At 31.1% G+C, this 23,316-nt stretch carries 22 protein-coding genes; 2 read left to right on the top strand and 20 right to left on the bottom strand.

Annotation, left to right across the window (positions count from 1 at the left end; genetic code table 11):
- Positions 1 to 6 precede the first annotated feature (6 nt).
- From RR561_RS01380 to RR561_RS01320, 13 genes are all read right to left on the bottom strand, one after another.
- On the bottom strand, positions 7 to 564 hold the full coding sequence (locus RR561_RS01380; protein ID WP_332505644.1) for a DUF1788 domain-containing protein: 558 nt from the start codon (positions 562 to 564) through the stop codon (positions 7 to 9).
- Between the two features lie 14 nt (positions 565 to 578).
- Entirely contained in the window at positions 579 to 1,184 is a 606-nt protein-coding gene (locus RR561_RS01375) for a DUF1819 family protein (RefSeq protein WP_332505643.1), read from the bottom strand.
- 20 nt (positions 1,185 to 1,204) lie between these two features.
- Complete coding sequence (locus RR561_RS01370; protein ID WP_332505642.1) at positions 1,205 to 1,426, bottom strand: helix-turn-helix domain-containing protein; 222 nt, start codon at positions 1,424 to 1,426, stop codon at positions 1,205 to 1,207.
- 515 nt (positions 1,427 to 1,941) lie between these two features.
- Positions 1,942 to 2,898 carry a hypothetical protein gene (locus RR561_RS01365; RefSeq protein ID WP_332505641.1) on the bottom strand — a complete coding sequence of 319 codons (957 nt, stop codon included), beginning with the start codon at positions 2,896 to 2,898 and terminating at the stop codon, positions 1,942 to 1,944.
- A 126-nt stretch (positions 2,899 to 3,024) separates the two neighbouring features.
- Positions 3,025 to 3,264 carry a hypothetical protein gene (locus RR561_RS01360; RefSeq protein ID WP_332505640.1) on the bottom strand — a complete coding sequence of 80 codons (240 nt, stop codon included), beginning with the start codon at positions 3,262 to 3,264 and terminating at the stop codon, positions 3,025 to 3,027.
- Positions 3,258 to 3,473, bottom strand: coding sequence for a hypothetical protein (locus tag RR561_RS01355; protein WP_332505639.1), 216 nt, complete (start codon positions 3,471 to 3,473; stop codon positions 3,258 to 3,260). The genes RR561_RS01360 and RR561_RS01355 overlap by 7 nt, the downstream gene beginning before the upstream one ends.
- Positions 3,474 to 3,601: 128 nt before the next feature.
- Positions 3,602 to 4,483 (bottom strand): hypothetical protein, encoded by an 882-nt coding sequence (locus tag RR561_RS01350; RefSeq protein ID WP_332505638.1) that lies wholly within the window; start codon positions 4,481 to 4,483, stop codon positions 3,602 to 3,604.
- An 88-nt stretch (positions 4,484 to 4,571) separates the two neighbouring features.
- Positions 4,572 to 5,870 carry a protein kinase domain-containing protein gene (locus tag RR561_RS01345; protein ID WP_332505637.1) on the bottom strand — a complete coding sequence of 433 codons (1,299 nt, stop codon included), beginning with the start codon at positions 5,868 to 5,870 and terminating at the stop codon, positions 4,572 to 4,574.
- Between the two features lie 199 nt (positions 5,871 to 6,069).
- The gene (gene rlmD, locus RR561_RS01340; RefSeq protein WP_332505636.1) at positions 6,070 to 7,434 is read right to left on the bottom strand and encodes a 23S rRNA (uracil(1939)-C(5))-methyltransferase RlmD; all 1,365 of its coding nucleotides are present in this window, start codon (positions 7,432 to 7,434) and stop codon (positions 6,070 to 6,072) included.
- Between the two features lie 76 nt (positions 7,435 to 7,510).
- Positions 7,511 to 8,293, bottom strand: a complete 783-nt coding sequence (locus RR561_RS01335) for a pseudouridine synthase (protein ID WP_332505635.1) — start codon at positions 8,291 to 8,293, stop codon at positions 7,511 to 7,513.
- A gap of 96 nt (positions 8,294 to 8,389) precedes the next feature.
- Positions 8,390 to 9,265 (bottom strand): Hsp33 family molecular chaperone HslO, encoded by an 876-nt coding sequence (hslO, locus tag RR561_RS01330; RefSeq protein ID WP_332505634.1) that lies wholly within the window; start codon positions 9,263 to 9,265, stop codon positions 8,390 to 8,392.
- Positions 9,266 to 9,399: 134 nt separating this feature from the next.
- Positions 9,400 to 10,167: a class I SAM-dependent DNA methyltransferase gene (locus RR561_RS01325; protein ID WP_332505633.1), complete on the bottom strand. Its 768-nt coding sequence runs from the start codon at positions 10,165 to 10,167 to the stop codon at positions 9,400 to 9,402.
- Between the two features lie 289 nt (positions 10,168 to 10,456).
- Entirely contained in the window at positions 10,457 to 11,650 is a 1,194-nt protein-coding gene (locus tag RR561_RS01320) for an L-serine ammonia-lyase, iron-sulfur-dependent, subunit alpha (RefSeq protein WP_332505632.1), read from the bottom strand.
- A gap of 580 nt (positions 11,651 to 12,230) precedes the next feature.
- Here RR561_RS01320 and dapA point away from each other — a divergent pair.
- On the top strand, positions 12,231 to 13,115 hold the full coding sequence (gene dapA, locus RR561_RS01315; RefSeq protein ID WP_332505631.1) for a 4-hydroxy-tetrahydrodipicolinate synthase: 885 nt from the start codon (positions 12,231 to 12,233) through the stop codon (positions 13,113 to 13,115).
- 160 nt (positions 13,116 to 13,275) lie between these two features.
- On the opposite strand, the gene RR561_RS01310 is transcribed toward dapA, so the two are convergent.
- From RR561_RS01310 to RR561_RS01290, 5 genes are all read right to left on the bottom strand, one after another.
- On the bottom strand, positions 13,276 to 13,497 hold the full coding sequence (locus RR561_RS01310; protein WP_332505630.1) for a hypothetical protein: 222 nt from the start codon (positions 13,495 to 13,497) through the stop codon (positions 13,276 to 13,278).
- 124 nt (positions 13,498 to 13,621) lie between these two features.
- A complete protein-coding gene (locus RR561_RS01305) occupies positions 13,622 to 14,887 on the bottom strand; it encodes a cell wall-binding repeat-containing protein (RefSeq protein ID WP_332505629.1) in 1,266 nt (421 codons plus the stop codon).
- A gap of 313 nt (positions 14,888 to 15,200) precedes the next feature.
- A complete protein-coding gene (locus RR561_RS01300) occupies positions 15,201 to 15,893 on the bottom strand; it encodes a DsrE/DsrF/DrsH-like family protein (RefSeq protein WP_334309571.1) in 693 nt (230 codons plus the stop codon).
- A gap of 122 nt (positions 15,894 to 16,015) precedes the next feature.
- Positions 16,016 to 17,740, bottom strand: coding sequence for a CoA-disulfide reductase (locus tag RR561_RS01295; protein WP_332505628.1), 1,725 nt, complete (start codon positions 17,738 to 17,740; stop codon positions 16,016 to 16,018).
- A gap of 482 nt (positions 17,741 to 18,222) precedes the next feature.
- Positions 18,223 to 18,546 carry an ArsR/SmtB family transcription factor gene (locus RR561_RS01290; RefSeq protein WP_332505627.1) on the bottom strand — a complete coding sequence of 108 codons (324 nt, stop codon included), beginning with the start codon at positions 18,544 to 18,546 and terminating at the stop codon, positions 18,223 to 18,225.
- A gap of 395 nt (positions 18,547 to 18,941) precedes the next feature.
- Here RR561_RS01290 and hpt point away from each other — a divergent pair, with 395 nt between their 5' ends.
- Positions 18,942 to 19,487 carry a hypoxanthine phosphoribosyltransferase gene (hpt, locus tag RR561_RS01285; protein WP_332505626.1) on the top strand — a complete coding sequence of 182 codons (546 nt, stop codon included), beginning with the start codon at positions 18,942 to 18,944 and terminating at the stop codon, positions 19,485 to 19,487.
- A 217-nt stretch (positions 19,488 to 19,704) separates the two neighbouring features.
- Here the strand turns inward: hpt and RR561_RS01280 are convergent, their stop codons facing one another.
- A complete protein-coding gene (locus tag RR561_RS01280) occupies positions 19,705 to 21,012 on the bottom strand; it encodes an L-cysteine desulfidase family protein (RefSeq protein WP_332505625.1) in 1,308 nt (435 codons plus the stop codon).
- Positions 21,013 to 21,287: 275 nt separating this feature from the next.
- Positions 21,288 to 23,285, bottom strand: a complete 1,998-nt coding sequence (locus RR561_RS01275) for a sigma-54-dependent Fis family transcriptional regulator (RefSeq protein WP_332505624.1) — start codon at positions 23,283 to 23,285, stop codon at positions 21,288 to 21,290.
- Positions 23,286 to 23,316: the final 31 nt, after the last annotated feature.

Below are 23,316 nucleotides of genomic sequence, written 5' to 3'. Positions count from 1 at the left end.
TACTTTTTAAATTATATTAAATGCCCTATAGTACTCATTTGGTGTAAATTCATTAAATAATATTACTGATCTACCATCAAAACCTCCTGGATAAAGAACAACTATAGGAATATCATCAAATAATGTCTGCAATTCTTCTAAAAGAGAATGAATCCTCATAAAAGGATATACTTCACCCACTCCCGTAAGTAGAAGAACATCTCCTTTCTCATGTGGCTCATACTGCATTTTTTTTGCAAAAGCTTTTGTTGTTGAAAACTTTAATATTTTATCTTTAAGACGTTCGCTTCCATTCTTTTTTTCCATATCTGGAATCTTATTAATAATATTTTTCTCCTCACATATTTCCAAAAACACATTATAAAGATTATAGCAAATAAGATTGCAATCCAGGGAATTATCCTTTTCAAGTTGCTTTGTAAAATGTCTTACAACCATCTCATCTTCGGGATTATAGCAAAACATGCGTATATTTACTTCGTTACTAAGCCCTTTTCCCGTAAGAAAATCTTGATCTTGAAATAAACTTCTTAATCTATCAAGTTTTTCATTTATATTACTCACTCTGCTACACTCCTTTACTCAAAGTAATTGAAAGCTGAAAGACAAGTTGCATCTCCACTTTCTATTATTTTATTTTTTAGTTTATAATCTAAAAGCACTTCATTAATCCTTTTAGAACTGGTTTTATCTATGTATCCATTTTCTTTTAATAGACTAGAAAATACCGATTTAAGCTTGTTAATTGTTGAATCACTCCAACTTGCTACAGTATCATTTTGTTCTTGAAGTCTATTAAAAAATATATTTAGATCCATTCTGCCATAAGAAAAATTCCGAGTTCTGTATTTCTCTCCAATAACAGTAACCATAAACTCCCATGTAAGCCTTGAATCTTTCATCATTGCAAATAGACAAATTTGTCTTGAGATATCTATTGGTCTATTTATAATCCAGGATATAAGTTCTTTGTCTTCAAGTGCATTTAATCTTCTTATACAAGCTCTTGCTCTTATTTTAAGGCTTCTTTCTGTAGGATACTGATAAAGATTTTCTTTAAATATTTTATCTATAGCTTCTTTTTCACTTAATCCTTCCATAAGTAACTTTGCAGTTACTTTCATTTCATAATACATAAAAGGTTCTCTTGTAAGAGAAGCTATATATGGCGCATTACTATCCATAAAGCACCTCCTTATTCATCTTAATTTTCATGATTTCTTTTTTTAGGACTGTAAGAAACTATGTCTTCTATGCTGCATTCAAAATAATCACAAATGCGAGCTAGAATTTCCATATTTACTGTCTCATTCTTACCTAGTTTTGCTACTGTGGTAGGACTCAATTCAACAGCTTTCTGGAACTCTGTCTTATTCATATCTTTGTCAATTAAAATCTTCCAAAGTTTATTGTAGCTGAATCCCATATATCCTCCTTATTATTTTCTATATATAATACTTCTACGTGTTTGCGTAAATTATATCCATATTTAATTGTATCATGATTATATAGTTTTGAATATATACAAATTTGAACCATTTCTTACATAGATTTTTAACCTTATTAGACTATAAGTCCTAGCTCTAAAAATTAACACATCAACTGATGATTCATTTACTACTAATCCATCCCAAGCTAATTGCAATAAACACCATTTCAGTTTATATACGACTTTAATAGAATTACTTTTTTTATTCTCTTCTAAATATAAATATTGCTCTATCAATCTAATCTTTCTATGGTAATTTTTTTCATTTTAATAGTTCTATAGTTTTCTCTTGATAGTTCTAAATCCATATATAGAAAAATCAGCAAGCTTTACCCCCTTGCTGATTTTTCATTTTTATCTTTATTTTTTTGTATCCACTAACTATAATTAACAACACTAAAATATCAAAATATTTTCTAAGCACTTTTGCTTAATGCTTTTACTATATAAACCTATCTCTTATTTTTATAATATCTTCCCCAGCTTTTTATCTTTTCTGGCAATAAGTTATAGTTATCTTCAGATAATGCAAAGTTTTTTATCACGTTGGGATCTGCCACTTTAATTTTTGCTGATACACCCTCATTTTGTACTGTTCCTTTAGTGGTTAATAACCAAACTTCACCGTTTAAATCTTTATAATTATTTGCATCTATTTTCGTAGATCCTTGTTTTACCTGTGTAAAAACATTTTCCCCAGTTACAGTATTAATCATAACATATTCATATAGCTGAGTAGATCTTTTATTTGTTGAAGGTATAGTAATATATTCAAATTCTTTATATAACCACAAGGCTAATAAATCTTCTAGATCTTCAGGCGATAGTAATGAAAAGAATGAATCTTTATTTATATCAAAATTAATACTAGCATATATTTCTTTTCCAGATTTTTCATTATATTTTAGTTTTGAAAATATTCCTATTGAATTATCGTGAATCCGTTGAAGTGTATAACCCATTATAAATTTATTAGCTAACGAGCCTGGCACTTTAGATACATCTCCTATTTCATACCAGTCTATATTTGTCAATTGATTAGTCGCATCATTTTCCAAAGTGAAGTCATCAACTTTATAAGAGTATAAGCTTTTCTCTGTTACTCTACCTAAATAAAAAACACCTTTATCTCTTAACCATATTAGATCATCTTGTTCCATGTTGGTAGTAAGTCTTTTAATATTTCCATCAAGCTTACCTCCATATATATTATATCTCTCTATTATTTTTGTATAATCGTCTAATGTTCTAATTTTTTCTCTTTCTTTTCTAATTAAACTTTCTTCATCATGATCTTTAATATGCAAATCACAAAGACTCCACCCTAATGCTATCACCTTATTTTCAATACAATACTTAGCAACATTTTTTCCATCTGTTTTTGTATGCAATCTCCAAATACTGGCCATTTCTATTCCCTCCCCATAGATTTAAAATATGATTTTAACTTATTAACAAATATTACTTATCTTTTTTTAAACATTTATAACCCTTAAAGCTTCACTAATTATAAATACTATCAAATCATTTTACTTTTATAGGATATCTGCATAATAACTGTCACCGTTTTTTGTAAACTTCACTTTTGATGGAAATACATTATCACCCATATTCGCAAAGTCTACACAAGTCATTGCCCATTCAAATAATTCATTCGGAAGTCTATAGCACAGAAAATTCTTATTATCAGAAACTGTTATCATTGCATTACCATCATTTGAAATACCAACTGACAAGATGTTAAAAATCTTAGATACTTCATTTATTTTTAACAACGGTTGCTTTGATGAATTAAAGAACTCTTTTGCCCCTCTTTGATTATAAAAATAGTCCTTTCCCCTCCTGGAATTGGATCAATTGGCAACTTCGATCCCATTCTCACAAAATAACTTTCCAATTCCTTGCAAGCATATGCATTAAAGTGTTCACCGTGCATTTTCTTATCTACAGCTTTAATTTCATTAACTGTATCAAAACTACTCATATAGTTAAGTAGAGAAACTAAAAGAATAAAATCATCAGAATAAATCCCACAAAACGACTTATACCAAGCATTGTTAACTTTGCAAATAATATATGTTAACTTTTTATATAGAAGTAATTGTTGTTCATTTAAATTGAACCAATCTTCCCTAAGATTTTTTTATTTAATCCGTCTTCAATAGAATTATATCTCAATTCCTCATATAAAGATTTAAGTAATTTAGAAATTATACCTACAAGCATATCAGCCATTCTAATCCCTGTTATTTCTTTTGAATCAACTTCTGTTACAAAAGTCAATCCTACTTGTTTTGCGGCCTTTAATGTATTACTATCGTCACCCTCTCTATCTAAAAATAATAAATACTTAGAGATATCCTTTTCTATCAGATAATTTTTAAAACCATAAAAAGCAATATCATAATTCCAATTAATATCAAATTTTGCGTTTATATCATCTAATAATATCAAAATTTGTTTAAATGCAAGAGTTTCGTGTTCTTTCAATTTTGGATTAGTTTTATTAGCATTAACTCTTTTATTAAAAAAAATTTTCAACAACTGAACTAATTCACCTGTATTTTTATACATGCCCAAAATAATTTCTTCTTGTTGATAGCTCACTATTGCTTTAACTATGGAATATCTCATCATATCCATGTCTTCCCAAATATTATTTTTATAATTTGAAAACAGTTGATTTATTATATATTCAATTTTACTGCTAACAGAAAAATACAATAATACATTATTATCAAATATAGAAAAAAGATCAAGAATAAATTCTATATTACCTTGATTTAAAGAAGCAAATACATTTTTAAAATATCTTTTTTTTAGTGTAGTACTTTTTAATTCTCCATCCGATCTTCTATCCGAATACTTCTTCTCAAAATCAAAATATTTTTTCAGCACATTTTTTTCATCCGCAGTCTGCCACCCGACAATTAAAGCTACAACCGTCTCCACGGTTGTACTATTTTGAAACATATCTCCACAAGCTATCATCATGGAACCCTATTAAAATCAGATAAATTATTTCATATAAAAATTAGAAGCCTTTATATTAATAAACATAATGAGAAGTTAAATTGTAACTCTATTCGATATATTCATCAATTATAGAGTTCATGATTTTTTCCAAAACGCTTACATCTAAAAGTTCGGATATTCCATTAAAATCACATATCATTGATCCATTTTCAGCATAGCTAAATCTAATTGTTCTTCCATTCTGTGATGTTGATATTTTGTACCAAATAGTAACATTACAATATCTCTCCTCACCATGAGCTGGATTATAATTAATCGAAAAATAAATGCGATCATGAGTAATATCATATAAGTAGTGTGCTGAATTATCCTCAACATTAATAGATGTATAGTCAATTCCATCTTTTGACTTTCTACAATACTCTTCATTAAGTTTTTCAATCAAATCAAAACCAGGATGTACTTGGGCTAATTCAGCCAGTGCTTTGACAAAGCACTGGCTGAAGTTATTAACCAGTAACCTGTTTTTTTCTTTTATCTCTAAAAGTTCCATTCCTCGCTTCTCCTGGTACAACTTAACTTTATATTGACGTTCTTCCTCTAGTGACAGCTTTCCAGTTTCGGAATAGTTCTCAATTTGTTTAATCAAAGTCGAATAGTTGCTCCTTTCATTTGGGTTAATATTTAGGCATGATGCAATAATAGTATTCGCAATAACCATGTCAAAGTTATCAGGGAAACGTTTTGTCAGATCGTATTCCTTTACAAACCAGAAATTAGATGGCATAAAGTCATCTTCTACACCATTGATCATACACCATATTACTTTTCCTATAGAAAATATATCTCCTTTTTCAGTTACTGCTTCTACACGCCCCTTTTCATATTCTGGAGCAATAAACATTCTAGGACCAACAGCTATATTGTCAGGGGTTATTCGTTCGCTTCCATCATTCAAAAAGCAGGTTCCGAAATCTGTTAGATGCAACGTGTACACATTATCTACTTTCAAAAGCAGGATGTTATCCGGTTTGATATCCCTGTGGTAGATCGGTGGATTACCCTCACAAAGGGTATGTAGTGCCTTAATAACTGGTAAAATCAGTTCAAATGATATTTTAACATTTCCCCTTGTTATTTCTAAAATATCATACAGAGAACCATCATATTTTTTCATTTCAATATAAGACTCAGAAACTTTATCATTATTAATATAAACATCTAATACTTCGACAACGTTTGGTATTGGATGTTTGCAAATTTCTTGAAAGAGATCGAGTTCTCGTTTAAATCGTTGAACCCGTTCTAGGGTAGAGGTGTTTCTCAAATACTTTCTAGCAGTACCAGCTTCTATATTAAATATTATATCACCATTACCACCTTTAACATCAGCCTTTCTCGCCATATAACCCCCCCTTATTATGACTCGTAGTATAAAATTTTATAATACTATAACTTTTCTTTATTATACATGTTTCATCAAAACATCTCCATTATATTGCTTTTTTTATTGTATATATTTATATTCTTTGGCTCTTTTCGCTATTCCATCAATAGGAATCTGCTCTTCTTCATTGCCAAACTCCACATTTATATTGATATAACTATCTGCATTTTCTTGACATCAACACTACCGTCTCAACATGCGGTGTATTCGGGAACATGTCCATCAACTGAACCTTCTCCACCTTATACCCCCTAGACTGAAATTCAACTAGGTTGTCTACCAATGACTTTGGGTTACAGCTGACATATACGATTTCTCCTGCTCCAAATTCAGCTATATCTTTTACACCATTTCCTAGTACACCCGCTCTTGGTGGGTCTACTATTATTAGGTCTGCCTTTTCTGGAAGTTCGCTGACTACCTTAGCTACGTCACCTGCTATGAATTGGCAGTTGTCTAGATTGTTTAGCTTGGCATTTTGATTGGCTGCTTCTACTGCTTCTTCTACCAATTCTATTCCGTATACTTTTCTTGCACTTTGAGCCATTAGCTGACCTATTGTACCTGTTCCACTGTAAAGGTCAAATACAACCTTGCCATCTCCCTTATCTCCTGCAAAGTCTCTGGCTATTTCATATAGCTTCTCTGCTCCCTTTGTGTTTGTTTGGAAGAATGAGAAAGGAGATACCTTGAATTTAAGTCCTAGAACTTCTTCATTAAAGTAGTCTCTTCCGTATATCACTCTTAGTTCGTCACATTGAACTGCGTCTGCCATTCCGTCATTTATAGTATGAAGTATGCTTACTATTTCATTTTCCAACTCTAGAGATCTCAACATATTTGCAAATTCATTCATATCAAAATCCATCTGAGATGAAGTTACTATGTTTACCATTATTTCTCCAGTGTTTTCACCTTTTCTAACTACAAGGTGTCTTAGGTATCCTTCGTGATTGAAGCTTCTATAATATGGGATTTCTTTTTCATCAAAGAAGTCTCTTGTCTTTTTCATTATTTCTACAAAGTCAGAATCTACTAATCTACAGTCATGTACTGTCAATATATCAATAAATCTTCCAGTTTTATGCATTCCCAAAGATAGAGGTCCGCCCTTGAATTCATCACCAAAAGTATATTCCATCTTATTTCTATACTGAGTAGATGATGGACTTCCCTGTATGCCAAGATATTCAAATCCCGATATTTCAGCTCCATCAAATAGTTCCATTACCTGTTTTTCTTTTATTTCTAACTGTTTTTCATATGGAAGAGAAAGTATGCTACATCCTCCACATTCTCTAAAGTGTACACAAGTTTCCGCTGTTTCTAGTGGAGATGGCTCTATTAGTTCAAGAAGTCTTACTTCTCCACTATCACTTCTAGCTTTTTTTACAGCTGCCTTCACTCTCTGCCCTGTGATTCCACCCTTCATCTTGATTCTTTTTTCATCATATATAGAGCGTGATATCCCTCCAAACTCCATTTTTCCAACTTCAAATTCTATAATATCTTTTCTCTTCATCAAGTTTCCTCTCAATATTTATATTGTTCTTTTTAGTATTTCTATAATTTCTGATCTTTATATTTATTTAAAATCTCTATTTTTCTTCCAACTTCTTGATTTCATCATCTGTCAGTTCTCTATATTCACCTAACTCAAGGCTTTCATCTAGCTCTAGTCCACCCATCTGTACTCTTTTCAGATATAGTACTTCTTTACCAACAGATTGGAACATTCTCTTGACCTGATGGAACTTTCCTTCGCTGATAGTGACATATATTTCATATACATCTTGTCCTTCTAGATTTATGTTTACTTCTTCATTGTTTTCTTGATTTTCTTCATCTGAAATATCATCCAAATCAATTTGACCTATTATTTCTAGTAGAGCTGGCTTAGTTATATATCCTTCACCTATATCTACACCCTTTTCAAATGCCTTGATATCATTTGAGTTTAGCTTTCCTGCTACTATTGCATAGTATTTCTTAGGGACATGCTTTTTTGGTGACAAGACTCTATGAGTTAGCTTGCCATCATTTGTTATAATCAACAGTCCTTCAGTATCTTTGTCCAGTCTTCCCACAGGTGCTGGTTCAAATGCATGATATCTCTCATCTATTAAATCAAGTACAGTTGCATCATTTCTGTCAAATGTAGCTGATATATATCCAGCCGGTTTGTTTAGCATCAAATACACAAATTCTCTATAATTAACTACTTCACCATTAAATAATATCTCATCTTTTTCTGGATCGACATGCTGATCTGCCTTTGTAGCTTCTTTTCCATTTACTATTACAGCTCCTTGCTTACATAACTTTTTTATTTCACTTCTCGTTCCATATCCTAGATTTCCTAGCAGTTTATCTATTCTCATTAATATACACCTCTTTGAATCTTCCTAAAAATATAGCAAGAAGCAAAATTACTCCTTGCCATACTTTTCTATAACTTTTATTCGTGTTTTTATTTTTTATAATTCTTTATAGATTTCTTCTAATTCTTCTTCGCTGAATTGATACTTTGAGTTACAGAACTGACAACCTACTTCTGCTCCCTTATCTTCATCAATTATAGCCTTTAGTTCATCTTTTCCAATTGCTGGGAATACCTTTGATACCTTTTCCTTTGAACAATCACATTCAAATCCTATTTCTGACTTGTCAAGTATTCTAGGCTCTAATCCAGCTAGAACTATCTCTACCATATCTTCTGGAGTAAGACCTTCTTTTAACATGTCTGTAACAGACTTAATATTTGCTAGATTTTTTTCTATAGTGGAAATAGTTTCTTCAGATGCATCTGGCATCATTTGTATAATAAATCCACCAGCCTCTTGAACTTCCTCTGCCTTAGTAAGTACACCTAATGCTACTGCTGAAGGAGTCTGCTCTGAAACAGTAAAGTAATATGTAAAGTCCTGTGCTATTTCGCCACTGACCATTTCATATTCACCATTATATGGTTCTTTTAGTCCTAGGTCCTTTATGACCTTGATAGTTCCGTCGTTTCCAACTGCACCAGCAACATTCAATTTTCCATTTTCATAGTTTTCTACTTCTACATCAGGATTTGTTACATATCCCTTTGCGATACCGCTAGAATCAGCAGTTGTTATGATAGAACCTATTGGCCCACCACCCTTTATTATTATAGATAATTTGTCTGATTTATTCTTCATCATTAGACCCATCATAGATGTTGCAGTTAAGGTTCTACCTAATGCTGCTGTTGCTACCTTTGTTGTGTGATGGTATCCTCTAGCTGCTTCTACCATATTTCTTGTAGTTGCAAATAATGCTCTTGCCTCTTTATTTCCAGTTGTTACTCTTAAACAATAATCCTTCATTTTTATACCTCTTCTTTCATACCTAATACATCGAAAATATCAAATCTCGATATATATTTTAAATTTTCACAGTTTTATTATTAGTTAATAGTTTTCTTTAGTTTAATATTCAATCTTATACTGTTTTTATTATATTATCTTTTTATAGCACTTACAAATATTCTCTCTGAATCTTCCCTTGGCTCATCCATGTCAAAATCTCCATACATTTTTATATCTTCAAATCCAACATCTCTTAGCAAGCTCTCCAACTCTTTTTGCGTATGTGCTCTTTGCTGATGATCTTCTCTATATCTTTCAAACAAGTTATCCTCTTCATCTTCATCAACATCTAGCTTTACAAAGAAGTCCAAGTCCATATCTATCAGTTGAGTGTCTTCATCAAAGTAATTGGTCCACATATATGCTAGATTTTCTCTAGTTTCTCCCATAAAATTATTTCCCAATATATTTTTTATTTTGTAGTATGAACTTACATCAAATAACAAAATTCCATCCTTTTTTAATAGACTATATGATTTTTCAAATACTTTCTTTAGATCTTCCAAAGATGTAATATAATTAAACCCATCGCAAGCACATAATATACAGTCCAAATCATATAGATCAAAGTCTAAATCAACAATATCTTGCTGTAGTAAAACTAGCGGTGTCTTCATTTCCTGTGACTTCATATAGGCTACTTCTAGCATTTCTTCTGAAATATCTATACCTGCTATATCATAATTTTTCTGTGCTAATAATAGAGTTACATTTCCAGTTCCACAGGCAAGTTCTAATATATTTTTTACTTTTACTCCATTGTCCTCTATTATTTCCTCAATATGAGCTACCCATCTATCATAGTCCACATCATCCATCAATTCATCATATATATATGCAAAGCTGCCGTATTGTTCCATGCTTCCTCCCAATCAAAATATAATCTATATTCTTCCTAAAGTGTAAATTATACTGATATTTTTCTCAAATGTCCAATATAACTTTGCACTTTTATATTACAGTTCTTAATAAATACAATACCCTTAATAAGATTAATACTCCATTTTTTACTTTTCAAACTTTTTGATTTTTATATATTTTTAATAAAAACATCAATACATAAAAGAAGGTATATTAAAAATATACCTTCTTTATTATACATCATATTTTATTTAATATCACTATAATTATTGAGATTAAAAGCCTTCTCTAGCATTCAAACCACTTAGCTAGTCCACCCTTTGAAGTCTCTCTATACTTGTCCATTAGATCCTTACCAGTTTCACCCATAGTTATAGTTACTTGGTCAAACGATATAGTGTGTTCACCTTCAGTATTATTTGCATACTTTGCAGCTCCAACCGCTCTGTCTGCTGCCATTGCATTTCTTTCAATACAAGGTATCTGAACGTATCCATATACTGGATCACAAGTCATTCCAAGATGGTGTTCAAGCCCTATCTCTGCAGCATATTCTATCTGCTGTAGATTTCCACCAAATAGATAAGAAGTTCCTGCTGCTGCCATTGAACATGCTGTACCAACTTCTGCCTGACAGCCTGCCTCAGCTCCTGATATAGATGCATTTTCTTTTATTAAATTACCTATCAATCCTGCAACTATTAATCCCTCTATTATCAACTGCTTGCTATATCCATTGTGTATCATCAATGAGAAAAATACGCCTGGAAGCACTCCTGCCGCACCACAAGTAGGAGCTGTAACTATACGTCCACCTGAAGCATTTTCTTCTGATGCTGCTAGTGCAAATGCATAGTTTAGATTAGTATAGTCTCTTGTAGCTAGGTATCTCTTGTAGAAGTTTGATGCTCTTCTCTCTAGGTGAAGCTTTCCTGGAATTACTTCTCTACTTTTTATACCCCTGTCTATAGCATCTTTCATTGCATCTGCTATGGTATCCATATATTCTAAGAAATCATCATCTTCTCTATCCAAAACATACTCTACAAAGTTTTTATTATTTTCTTTACAGTAGGCTATTATATCATCAAGTTTTTTGTGCTCATAGTATATTTTTCCATCAGGCTGATTTCTCTTACCTTCTTCAGCTAGAGTTCCTCCACCAACAGAGTATACTGTCCATGCATCAGATGCGTTTCCGTCTTTATCTATTGCTTCTATCATCATTCCGTTTGGATGGAATGATGGAGTAATATCTGATCTCCAAAGAATCTCTACGTTTTTAGGTGAAAATTCCTTTTCAATAATATAGTCAGTTAAATGCCCTTTTCCCGTAGCTGCCAAACTTCCATATAAAGTACATCTATAGCTCGCCGCGTCTGGATATTTTCCCTTATATCTCTTTGCAGCTCTCTGTGGTCCCATAGTATGAGAACTGGATGGTCCACTACCAATTTTGTACAACTCTTTTAAAGAATCCATATCTTATTCCTCCATCAAATTTTATAAATATATTATTCACTTTGCAAATCGTTTTCACAAAGTTATTCTATTTAATTAGCCTTAGCAAAGCTGTTCGCTGTTTATTTTAAAACAGATACACACTTTTCTACAATACAATTATACCACAAAAAATAGTAATTAATCAAAAAAACTTTATTTAACTAAAAATTAAAATAATTCTACCATTTTTATTTTAAATATATTAAACACTGTCCAATTGTTTTTTTCTATTATATTTTGTCTTATCTCCAATCTTTAAACTTATCCTGTATATTTTTATACCCATAATACTCTTCTTTTATATTATATAACTTTAAATTATTAGAACTATCTTTTTCTTGCTTTTCGCTTTTCACTTAATATGTTGATAACCAAACTTAAATAAAATCAATTCTTATGTGTATAAATTCAAAAAATAGGGTATAATAATATATGATAAAGTTTAGAATTTTATAGCATTTCACTATCAAAGCTTGCTTTTAAGGTTTTTAATACACTTAATTAAATGTCTTTAAAGATGCTTTGTTATCTATGCTAAATATATATAAGGAGAATAACTATGATTTTTAAAGGATGTGCAATAAATTTAGTAACACCATTTACAGATACTAATGAAATAGACTTTGAATGCTTAGAAAGATTAGTAAAAGTACACTTAAGCAATGGAGTAAGTGCAATTGTTCTAGGAAGATCCACTGGAGAATTTCAAGCAATGAATGATGATGAAATTATTTCTGTACTAGAGTCAGTAGTTAAAACTGTTAAACATAAGATTCCAGTAATAGTACAGACTGGTTTCAATGATATGGCTAGGTCTGTAGGGCTATCTATTAGAGCCAAAATGAGTGGTGCTGATGCTTTGATACTATCATCACCATATTACAACCACACCAACAAACACGGGCTTTTAAATCACTTTAGAGCTATGGCTATAGCGTCATCACTGCCATGCTATATAGAAAACGATCCAATTAGATGTGGATTTGATATCTCAACGGAAATTATTGAGTTACTTACTGTTGTTAAAAATATTGTAGGAGTAATAGAATCTTCAGAGGATATCAATAAATTTGCAAAGCTTAGAGCTGTCTTGCCCGATGATATAGAGTTAATTTGTGGAAATGATAAAATGGCAATACCTGCTCTTTCTCTAGGTGCAAGTGGATATATCTCAGTACTTGCAAATATTTGCCCAGAAATCTCAGTTGCTATTTATAAAAACTTTATGGATGGGGATATATCATCTGCTCGTGAGGTATTCTTCAATTATCTTTCACTTATGGAAGCACTTGATTTAGATCCAAACCCAATTCCAATTAAGACTACTATGAATATGTTGGGCTACGATGTTGGAGAGTTTAGACTTCCTCTTAGCACTATGGATCCAGACAAGGCTGCACAGATTGCCACACTTCTTATGGATATGGGAATAATTGACTTATAAGATATTTTTAGATAATTTATTATTTTATTTTCTAAAGTGTTCCTCATAGTAATTTAATGCATGAGGACATCAAATTAATCCAATTTTTTTGAGTGATTTTTCAGAAAATAATATTTAAACAAAAAGCGTTGGTGAATTCACCAACGCTTTTTTATTAGTATTAATTTAGTATTCGTCCTAGGTTAAATCTTTCATTATATTCTTTATTTAGCTCATCTGCTAGCTCATCGTTCAACGCCAATTCCAACTCAAAGAATATTTGGTCTTCAAATATATCACCATATTTTTCTATAGCTATCCTTTGCTTAGCTTCAAATATAGATTGACTGTCAATTCTTGCATATTTATTCATCTTGAACTTTCCATTTTTTTTAGTATCCATTTTTTCTCTCCTTTTGATAGGATTTTCATGACCTGTTTTCAAATCACTATACATTATTATATATGGAATATCAAAAAAAGCAAGCTATTTTTGCTAAATACTGACTATTTCTTTTTTGGTTGATTTATCTACGTATTCCAATCAACTTTCCTACTGCATCTAAAAGTCTGCTAGTTAATTTATCGATTAGACTATCTTTAATTTCATTTATTATATCATTTGGAGATCCAATATCTATATCTCCCAAATCCTTAATGTCATCTCTTATCTTTTGTATCATATCTTGTATTTCTTCTACCCTATCTGCAAAGTCCTGTGCACTTGGCCAATCAATACTTCTAAGAGTATCTATCGCATCTTCTACTTTTTCAATGTCATCTATTATGCGCTTACCACGTTCTTCGATGTCATCTAATAGTTTTTGCTGATCGCTAGTTAAATCATCAGTGTCATAGTCATCTCCTGCTGAAGGTTTTTCTATGTCTCCCACACCCTTTTGTATAATTCTAGATGCTGTAGAATCACTTACTGAGTTTTCTCCCCCTACAAAGAATACTTTTTCTACTTGTCTTGCCTTTCTTATTACATCATAGTAAGGATATTTTTGTACTGGCATTACAATTGCATCTTCAGATATTACAAGGTTTGTTGCTGAAAGAGCATCTGCATAATTATCTCCACTTACTACTGCCATAGACTTTGGATCCTTTACCATATTTGATATTTTTACAGCTGTTTCAAATCTAGATGTACCATTTATTCTTTCTCCACCATTTTGTATAACTGTCCTTGAGCCACCAAATGTATATTTAATAGTTGTTCCTACTGGTTTGCTATAGCTATGTTCACCATCTACTAATAATAAGCCACAGTTTTCTTGCTTTAAAAGTGCTGATGCTGAAAGCGCATCTGGAAATGTCTTTCCACTTGCTACACCAAGATTTGTATAGCCAGTTCTTTTAATTGTTTTTCTTGAAGTTTCATATCTATCTACTCCTGCTATTCTTTCTATGTCATCAAAAGATTCTCTTAATTTATTTTCTAAATTTTGTGGTATAGAATTCACTCCACCTACTAAGAAAATTTTCTTTACATTTCTAGATTTTAGAGTATTTATTATTTCTGTATTTCCATTTGTCAACATTGTACTAGCTCCATACTTGTTTGATATATTGACAGAACTTAATGCATCTGCAAAATTTTCTCCACTAGCTATTACCACGGTATCACTTTGATTTCTATTAGACACTAGCTTAGAAGTTTCATATCTATTTACCCCTGCTATTCTTTCATAGCTTGAATATGCAAAGGATGAAACAGAAAAAGTTTGAGCTACAGTGGCCACTGAAATAACACTTGCCATAATTAATGATCCTATTTTTTTGTTCATAATACTACCTTCCCCTCATATATTTTTATTTCTTTTGTCATATAATTCCTATATCATATTTCATTTTATAAATAAAACTCTTAGAATTCTAAAATTTTATGTATTAGAATAATTATCTATTTTTAAAAAAATGCAAACAATTAGTTAGAAAAAATACTTTTAGATTTCTACATAATATACAATTATATACAATTTCCATATGTTAGTCAATAAACTAAACTCTTATTTAAATCCATATCTTTTATCTCTTTTTTATAATTTTCCACACAATAAAAAGACCGCAATTGAATTTTAAATTACGGTCTTTTTTTCTTTAAATAAATAAGTTTAGATTAGAATCATCAGTATTTGATAAATAGCTTGCAACACCTGCTATTTCTACACCATCTACTAATTCTTCCTCTTTAATTCCCATAATATCCATACTCATTGCACAAGCAACAAAATGAACACCCATTTCTTTGGCACGGTTCATCAATAATTCAAGGCTATCTACATTTTTCTTTTCCATAACCTCTTTAATCATCTTTGTTCCCATTCCAGCCATATTCATTTTGGAAATCTTTAGTTCATCTACTCCTTTTGGCATCATCTTGCCAAACATTTTTTCTATACCCTCTTTTTTAACTGATACATCAGCTTTTCTAAGTATATTTAATCCCCAGAAGGTAAAAAACATAGTTACTTCTTTTCCCATAGATGCTGCTCCTGTGGCTATGATAAATGATGCTATTGCCTTATCTAAATCACCACTGAATACAACCATAGTTGCTCCATTTTTTGAGTTTATTGTGTTTTGAACTCCAAGCTTACTAGATCCTTCAAGCATAGAACAAGAGCTTTCATTCATACTTGATTTTTCTATTAAGGCTCTTGTAACTCCATTTTCCCTTGTCAGTTCGATCATTGGATAGTTCATTCTTGAACACCATGCTGATATATCTTTGCTAAAGCCAGGATCACTTGCTAAGACTTCTAGCAGCTGACCATCTTTGGCATCATTCATAGCAGCAAACACTCTGGCAATTGGACCTGGGCACTGAAGACCTCTAGCATCAATTTTTATGATTTCACAATCTGAATTTAAATCCGCTTTATCTTTAGTTGAATTTTCAGACTTTTTATTATTTATTTTTTTTTTAATACTTCAGTATTGTCAGTACAAGCTATCCCCTTTAAGTCTACTTCTTGATTATACTTTTGATTATCAAGATTTAAATACTTATAAGTAGTATAGCCACCATCGACATTTTTACAATTTATTCCATTTTGAGCAAGAACTCTACCTGCTAGATATCCTCTTAATCCTACCTGACAATTCACATATATATCTTTATCCTTAGGAATTTCATCCAGTCTATCTCTTAGCTCATCTAAAGGAATACTTACTGATCCCTCAATATAGCCTAGCATACGTTCTTCTGGATTTCTTACATCAATTAAATATCCACCCTTTTCTATCAAATCATCTATTTCATTTGCCTGAACTGAGCTATACAGTCCATCCAAAAGATTTGTCGCAACGTATCCTGCCATATCTACTGGATCCTTTGCTGAAGAAAATGGTGGTGCATAAGATAATTCTAAATCTTCAAGTTCTCTTACAGTTATCTTAGATGCAATAGCTGTAGCTATAACATCTATTCTTTTTTCGACACCATTTTGACCTATAGCCTGAGCACCTAATATTCTCCCTGAAGGAACTTCAAATATTAATTTTAGGTGAAGAGGCTGTGCTGTTGGATAGTATCCAGCATTTGAAAGTGGATGTATATGAACTACTTCATAGTTTTCAATTCCCATAGATTTTAATTTCTTTTCACTATGTCCAGTAGAAGAAGCTACAAGGTCAAACACCTTGGCAACAGAAGTTCCCAATACTCCTTTATACTTTACATCTATTCCATTTATTCTATCTGCTACTATTCTTGCCTGTCTATTTGCTGGAGAAGCCAATGCTATTGTTGCTGGCTTGCCATAGATTAGATCCTGTGTTTCTATAGCATCTCCTACAGCGTATATATGTGGCTTTGAAGTTTCAAGATTTTCATTTACCTTGATATGTCCTCTATCACCTAATTCTAATCCCGCTGATTTTGCAAGTGCATTTTCAGGTCTAACACCTATTGACAATATAGTAAGATCAGTTGAAATTTCTCTACCACTATTTAGTACGATTGTTTTTCCATTATCTTTAAAAGAGCTAACACCATCTCCCAGTACTAGGTCAATTCCATTGTCTATCATATGTTCATGAAGCATTTGAGCCATCTCAAAATCAAATGGAGCCATTACTTGATCTAACATCTCTACTAGATGAACTTTTATTCCTCTTTCTACCAAATTTTCAGCCATTTCTACACCGATGAACCCTCCACCTATTACTACAGCTTCTTGTGGATTTTGATTATCTACAAAGGACTTAATTCTATCTGTGTCTGGTATATTTCTCAAGGTAAAAACATTATCTGTTTCATCTAGACCAGGTATTGGAGGCTTAATTGGACTTGCTCCAGGTGATAGTATTAATTCATCATAATTTTCGGTATAATTTTCATCAGTTTTTAAGTTCTTTATCAATAACTCTTTTTTATCTGGATTTATAGATACAACTTCGCTGAAATTTCTTATATCAAGATTAAATCTTTTACTCATTCCCTCCACAGTTTGCACTAGTAGGGATTCTCTATTTTCTATAACTCCCCCAATATAATAAGGAAGTCCACAGTTTGCAAAGGATATATACTCTCCTCTTTCAAACATTATTATTTCTGCTGTTTCATCTAGCCTTCTTAAACGAGCTGCTGCAGTTGCTCCACCAGCTACGCCACCAACAATAAGAATTTTCTTCATAGCATATTCTCCTCTCATTTCTTACCTAATTTTATTTTATTTTTCATAATTTCATTAGAACATAAAGTTGTAGCTTTTCCTTAGTTACCCTTTATTTCAAATCTTCTAAATTCTTGACACAAAATATGCTTTAGTTACTTAAACATATATCTATTATTCTTATATAAACATCTATAAATATATTTCACATGCTTGCTTTTAAAATACTCTTATTACATGAACAAGAGGGTAATATTCCTTTTAAATGTATGTTTAATAAGTCATGGTATAACTGTGTTTTTGAATATTCAAATGTTTAGTTTTTTTAACTACAAATTTTATTTTTCAAAAACATAATATTTAAGTATATTTAATTTTTTTACATTATTTTATCTGCAATAATATTTTTATTTTGCATATTTTAAATCCTCTTTATAAAACTTTTAATAGAAACAATATTATAAGCTGATTCTATATCAGCTATATATACAGAATTACTAATCCTACAGATCTTCACATTTAGTGCTCTCTATCATACACTTAATAAGCTTTCTCGCTTCACTACTTTGAACTGAATATATTATTTCATTTCCATTTCTTTCTCCAGTTACAAGACCTTCTGACTTTAACTTTGCTAAATGTTGTGATATTGTAGATTGCGGAACACCTAGACAAGAGTAGATATTTGAAACATTACATCCACCGTTTTCTATTAGTCCTTTTACAATACACAACCTTACTGGATGTGCTATTACCTTTAAGATACGAGCATAACTCTCTAGCTGATCCATGCTTATATAATTTTCTGAGTCTACATTATTCATCATTTATCAAATCTCTCCTTTTAAAAATTGCTATAATTTATTCCTAAGTTGGTATTTTACTTCTAACATATTAACCTATTCAAGTAGATTCTTCAACTAATTAGTACTATTTCTTACAAGAATTTTACCAAGATATTATATTTTTAACAATTTTCAACATATTTTCTAGTTATTTGATATTCTGTATATTTATATATTACGATATAGTGATGTATTTTGTCAAGTAATTAATCTCGTATAAAATGCATTTTTTTAGATGAACAAATAATAAATATTGCTCAAATATTGTATTTTTCGGCATTTAACTATATTTATTGTATATTATATCTGAATTTATGGTATAATAAAGAATACTTAAATAAAATAATTAATAATTAGGTATTTTCTTGGAGGAATAAATGAATATAGAAGAAAGAGAATGGGAGATCATGTTTAGTGAAAGTGATCTAGACAAAAGAATCTCTGAGTTGGGCGAGCAAATAAAAGATGATTTCAAAGACAAAAATCTTCTTGTTATTGCACTTTTAAAAGGAAGTTTTATCTTCTGTGCTGATTTGGTTAGAAAAATAGATTTACATCAATTAAAAGTCAACTTTATGACTACTTCTAGCTATGGTGATTCATTGTCACCTGCAGGTAGAGTGAAGGTTCAGTCAGATATTACTCTAAGCGACATTACTTCATATGATGTATTGATTGTGGACGACATCGCTGATACTGCTAATACTATGGACTTCGCTATAAATCATATCAAAGCAAAGAATCCAAAAAGCTTAAAAACTTGTGTGCTTTTAGATAAGCCAAGCAGAAGACAGGTTGCTTTTGTTCCTGATTACTGTGGTTTTTCAATAGAAGATAAGTTTGTGGTAGGATATGGATTTGATTTCGAAGATAGATTTAGAAATGTTCCTTACATATTTAACGTAACAAATAAATTGCGTTAATATCTCACTATAAATAAAGGGATGCACTGAAAATTTTCAGTGCATCCCTTTTTTATATTATTTAATTTAATAGAGTTTAACATTTTAATTGTAGTTTTTCTTATTTTTAAGCTACTTAACTACACTTAGTCAGCTTTTATATATTATTATTAACATTATTTTATTATAATGATCTATGAAAATATCATGCATTTGCTTTTCATACTTATAGTCTATATTAATTAGCTTTATTCATATCATTCATTACATCTAGTATTACTGTATCTGTTATAGTCATACCTCTGTCACTTACTCTTCCTAGATTTCTAATAGTAGTATCTACATCTTCTGCAACTATACCATTTACTGTTTTGGCATAATTTCCATTTTTGGCAAGTAGGGCATTTCTAACTGCTGATGCTGCTGCTGATGAAAGCTTAATCGCACATCCAGACTTTGCTCCATCGCATATCATACCGCTAAGATCTGCCACTGCATTTCTAACAGCTCCACTGATATGTTCTACATCTTCATCCATCAGCCAAGCTATACCTGCTGTAGCACCCGTTGCAGCAGCTACTCCACATCCACACATTGCTGATAGCCTACCCGTGAAATTTTTTATATAGGCTGTAGTAAGATGAGATAATGCCAATGCTTTACAAAGTCTTTCATCGCTCTGAGGGAACTTTTCTACATAGGCTACTAACGGTAATATAGCTGTTAAACCATGATTTCCACTTCCATTTGAGCTCATAACAGGCATGTCTACCCCTGCCATTCTAGCATCTGAAGCACCTGCTGTTAACATCATTGCAGAATTTATAATATCATTTCCAATTATTCCTTCTTCCATATTTTCCTTGATACCATATCCTACTCCGATACCTAGCTTATGATTTAATCCTTCTTTTGCCATATTTAGATTCATGTCTACACCATTCTTTAAAAACTTTATGTCTTCATAATTTAGGGCTTCAACATTTTTTATTATCTCTTCTAAAGTTGCATCGTCCATCAAAGTCTTTGTAGCTTCAGTATCTTTTTGTACTGATTTAGACTTATTTTCCTTATTTAAAATAATATTTCCATCTTTTTCTAAGAATGTAAAGTTATCGTGTTTTTCTCTAATTCTTACTTTGGCAGTGGAATTTTGTCCCTTAAATTCTATTTCTATAAATACCTTTTCAGTTGTATCCGCTGGACTAATAGATAGTCTGCCAGCATCCATTAGCTCTTCCGCTTCTTTAATCTGTTCTTGACTAGTGCCTTCTAGCACGCTCAATCCGTTTTCTGAGTTTCCAGCCACTATGCCGATTGCTGCAGCTATCTTAAGTCCCAACCTTTCTGTTCCTGGTATTCCTACGCACATACCATTTTTATATATACTTGGGCTTACAAACATTTTATTTTCAATTACTTCTTCTCCCAACAATTCCTTACACTTAGCACATGCTAGTGCTAGGGCTACTGGCTCCGTACAACCAACTGCTGGTTTTACCTCATTTCTAAGCATTTCTATAAATTCATTATTTAAGTTTCTCATTGTAATCCTCCGTTTCAAAATAATAAGCTATCTTTTATACTTATATACATTGCAAATTCAATGCCAACTTTTCAATAAAGAGGTTTTTATTAATCAAACAGTTCTTAAAGGCTTGAATTTACAAGACTTAAAATTATATATATTTTAATAAAAAAGTTTTTATAAAAAATGAGAAAATATAATTATCAATTTGATTTTATATTTTCTCATTTTGAAACGCTATTATATCATTTTAGGATTTAATTAACACTTATTTTGCATATCGCTTAGTAAATTTATATATCTAAATTATATTTTTTAATTTTTCTATACAGGGTCGCTCTTGATATTCCCAATACATCCGCCACCATATCTTTATCATTTTTATATGGTTTATAATATTCAAGAGCCCTTGATATTTCTTCTACTTCTAGTTCTTCTATTGTCTTAAAATTAATTGATTCTTTTTCCTTTATGTTTTTTCTAGCCGACACACCTGGATTTTCAATCATTTTTATATTTTCCACTTTATTAATTTTATTTAAGTCGTCATAGCCATCTTTTCTCAAATCAGCTAAATCTGGCTTTACATTTTTTATATTCCTTTCCCTTTTGTCATACCCTCTTATATCAATGTCATATCTGTTTAACTCCTGAGCTTCTCCTTCTTCTAGGTAGCCTTTATCTTCAAGATACTCAATAAACTCATTTTGCTCATCCATAGAAAATCTATTTTTTAGAATTTCTACATCAGATATAATTTTTTCATTAGTCATATTTATACAAAATTCTATAACATTTTGTAGCTCTCTTATATTACCTGGCCAATTGTACATTTCTAATATTTTCATTATATGATTTGATACACCACATACATTTTTACCAAGTTTTTGAGAGTATACTTTGACCATATGATTTACTAAAAGCGGTATATCCTCTTTTCTCTCACTAAGATTTGGAATATTAATTGGCAATACATTTAATCTATAATATAGATCTTCTCTAAACATTCCTTTTTCTACCATCTCTAACAAATTTTTATTAGTTGCGGATATAATTCTTACGTCTATTTTTATTCCAGACTTTCCACCAACCTTTTGTATTTCTTTTTCTTGCAACACTCTGAGTAGCTTTGCTTGGAGATGTATACTCATATCTCCAATTTCATCCAAAAATATAGTCCCTTTATTGGCTCTTTCAAACATACCAAGCTTGCCACCCTTTTTAGCTCCTGTAAATGCACCTTCTTCATAACCAAAGAGTTCACTTTCTAGAAGTTCCTCTGGGATAGCCGCACAATTAAGCGCTATAAAGGGTTTATCTCCTCTATCACTATGAAAATGTATTGCTCTTGCAAACAACTCTTTGCCCGTTCCACTCTCCCCTGTAATTAAAATTGTAGAGGTGCTTTGAGATGCTTTGAGAGCAGTTTCTTTTACTTTTTTCATAATTTTTGATTCACCAATTATATCATCCATAGTCATTTTGTAGTCTATATTCATCTTATTATAGTTTCTTATGGCATCTTTTTTATCTACAAAGTCTATTACAAAACCTTTTAAATCTTTTTTATAATAAATTTTATTAATATTGTAAATACCTCTAACATTTGACCTTTCAGAATAAAAGGTTGCACTGTGCTTTTTATTATTCTTAAGACTTGCAAATACATCAGCATTGATGAAATCTAAGACCAAAGAAATTTCTTTCCCTATTGGATTTTCTTCTATTTTGAATGTTTTTTTAAACTTGCTGTTGCATGAATCTATCGTTCCATTTTCATCAGTAGACACCAAGGGTCTGTCCATACTATCGACAACTTTTAATATTTTTTCTTTTTCAATATTATATTGATAAGACTTAATTTCAGCCTTTAAATTTCCAGATATTAAGCTAGCCATCTTCTCAATAAACATAACGAGCTCTTTTTGATTGTCGGTTATCTTATTTTTTTGAACACCATCAAATGCTATCAAACCTATAACTCCAAAACACTTACCCTCAAATACTATTGGGCAACAAACCTCTGCCTCTTCCCTACAGTTTTCCAACTTGTAGCAATGTTTGCAAAGCACAGAGTTTCTTGGATCATCTATAACTAGAGTTTTCTTTTCTTCATAACATTTATTAAAAGCTGATGTTCCAGGTATTATTTCATCGATTTTATCTTTATATATACCTGTTCCAGCAATTCTTTTCATATCTTCATTTACTATAGTAACATCTATGTTTATAACTAGAGAAATTGCTTCAGCGACCTTTTGAATTTCTTTTTTTATAACGTCTAATTTCATAATCTGAGTAGGGCTAGTGCCCTACTCATTG

The organism is Peptostreptococcus sp., assembly GCF_036639115.1.
GTDB lineage: Bacteria > Bacillota > Clostridia > Peptostreptococcales > Peptostreptococcaceae > Peptostreptococcus.
Note: the sequence above shows the minus strand (reverse complement) of the source record. Positions and strands in the feature narration are given on the sequence as shown.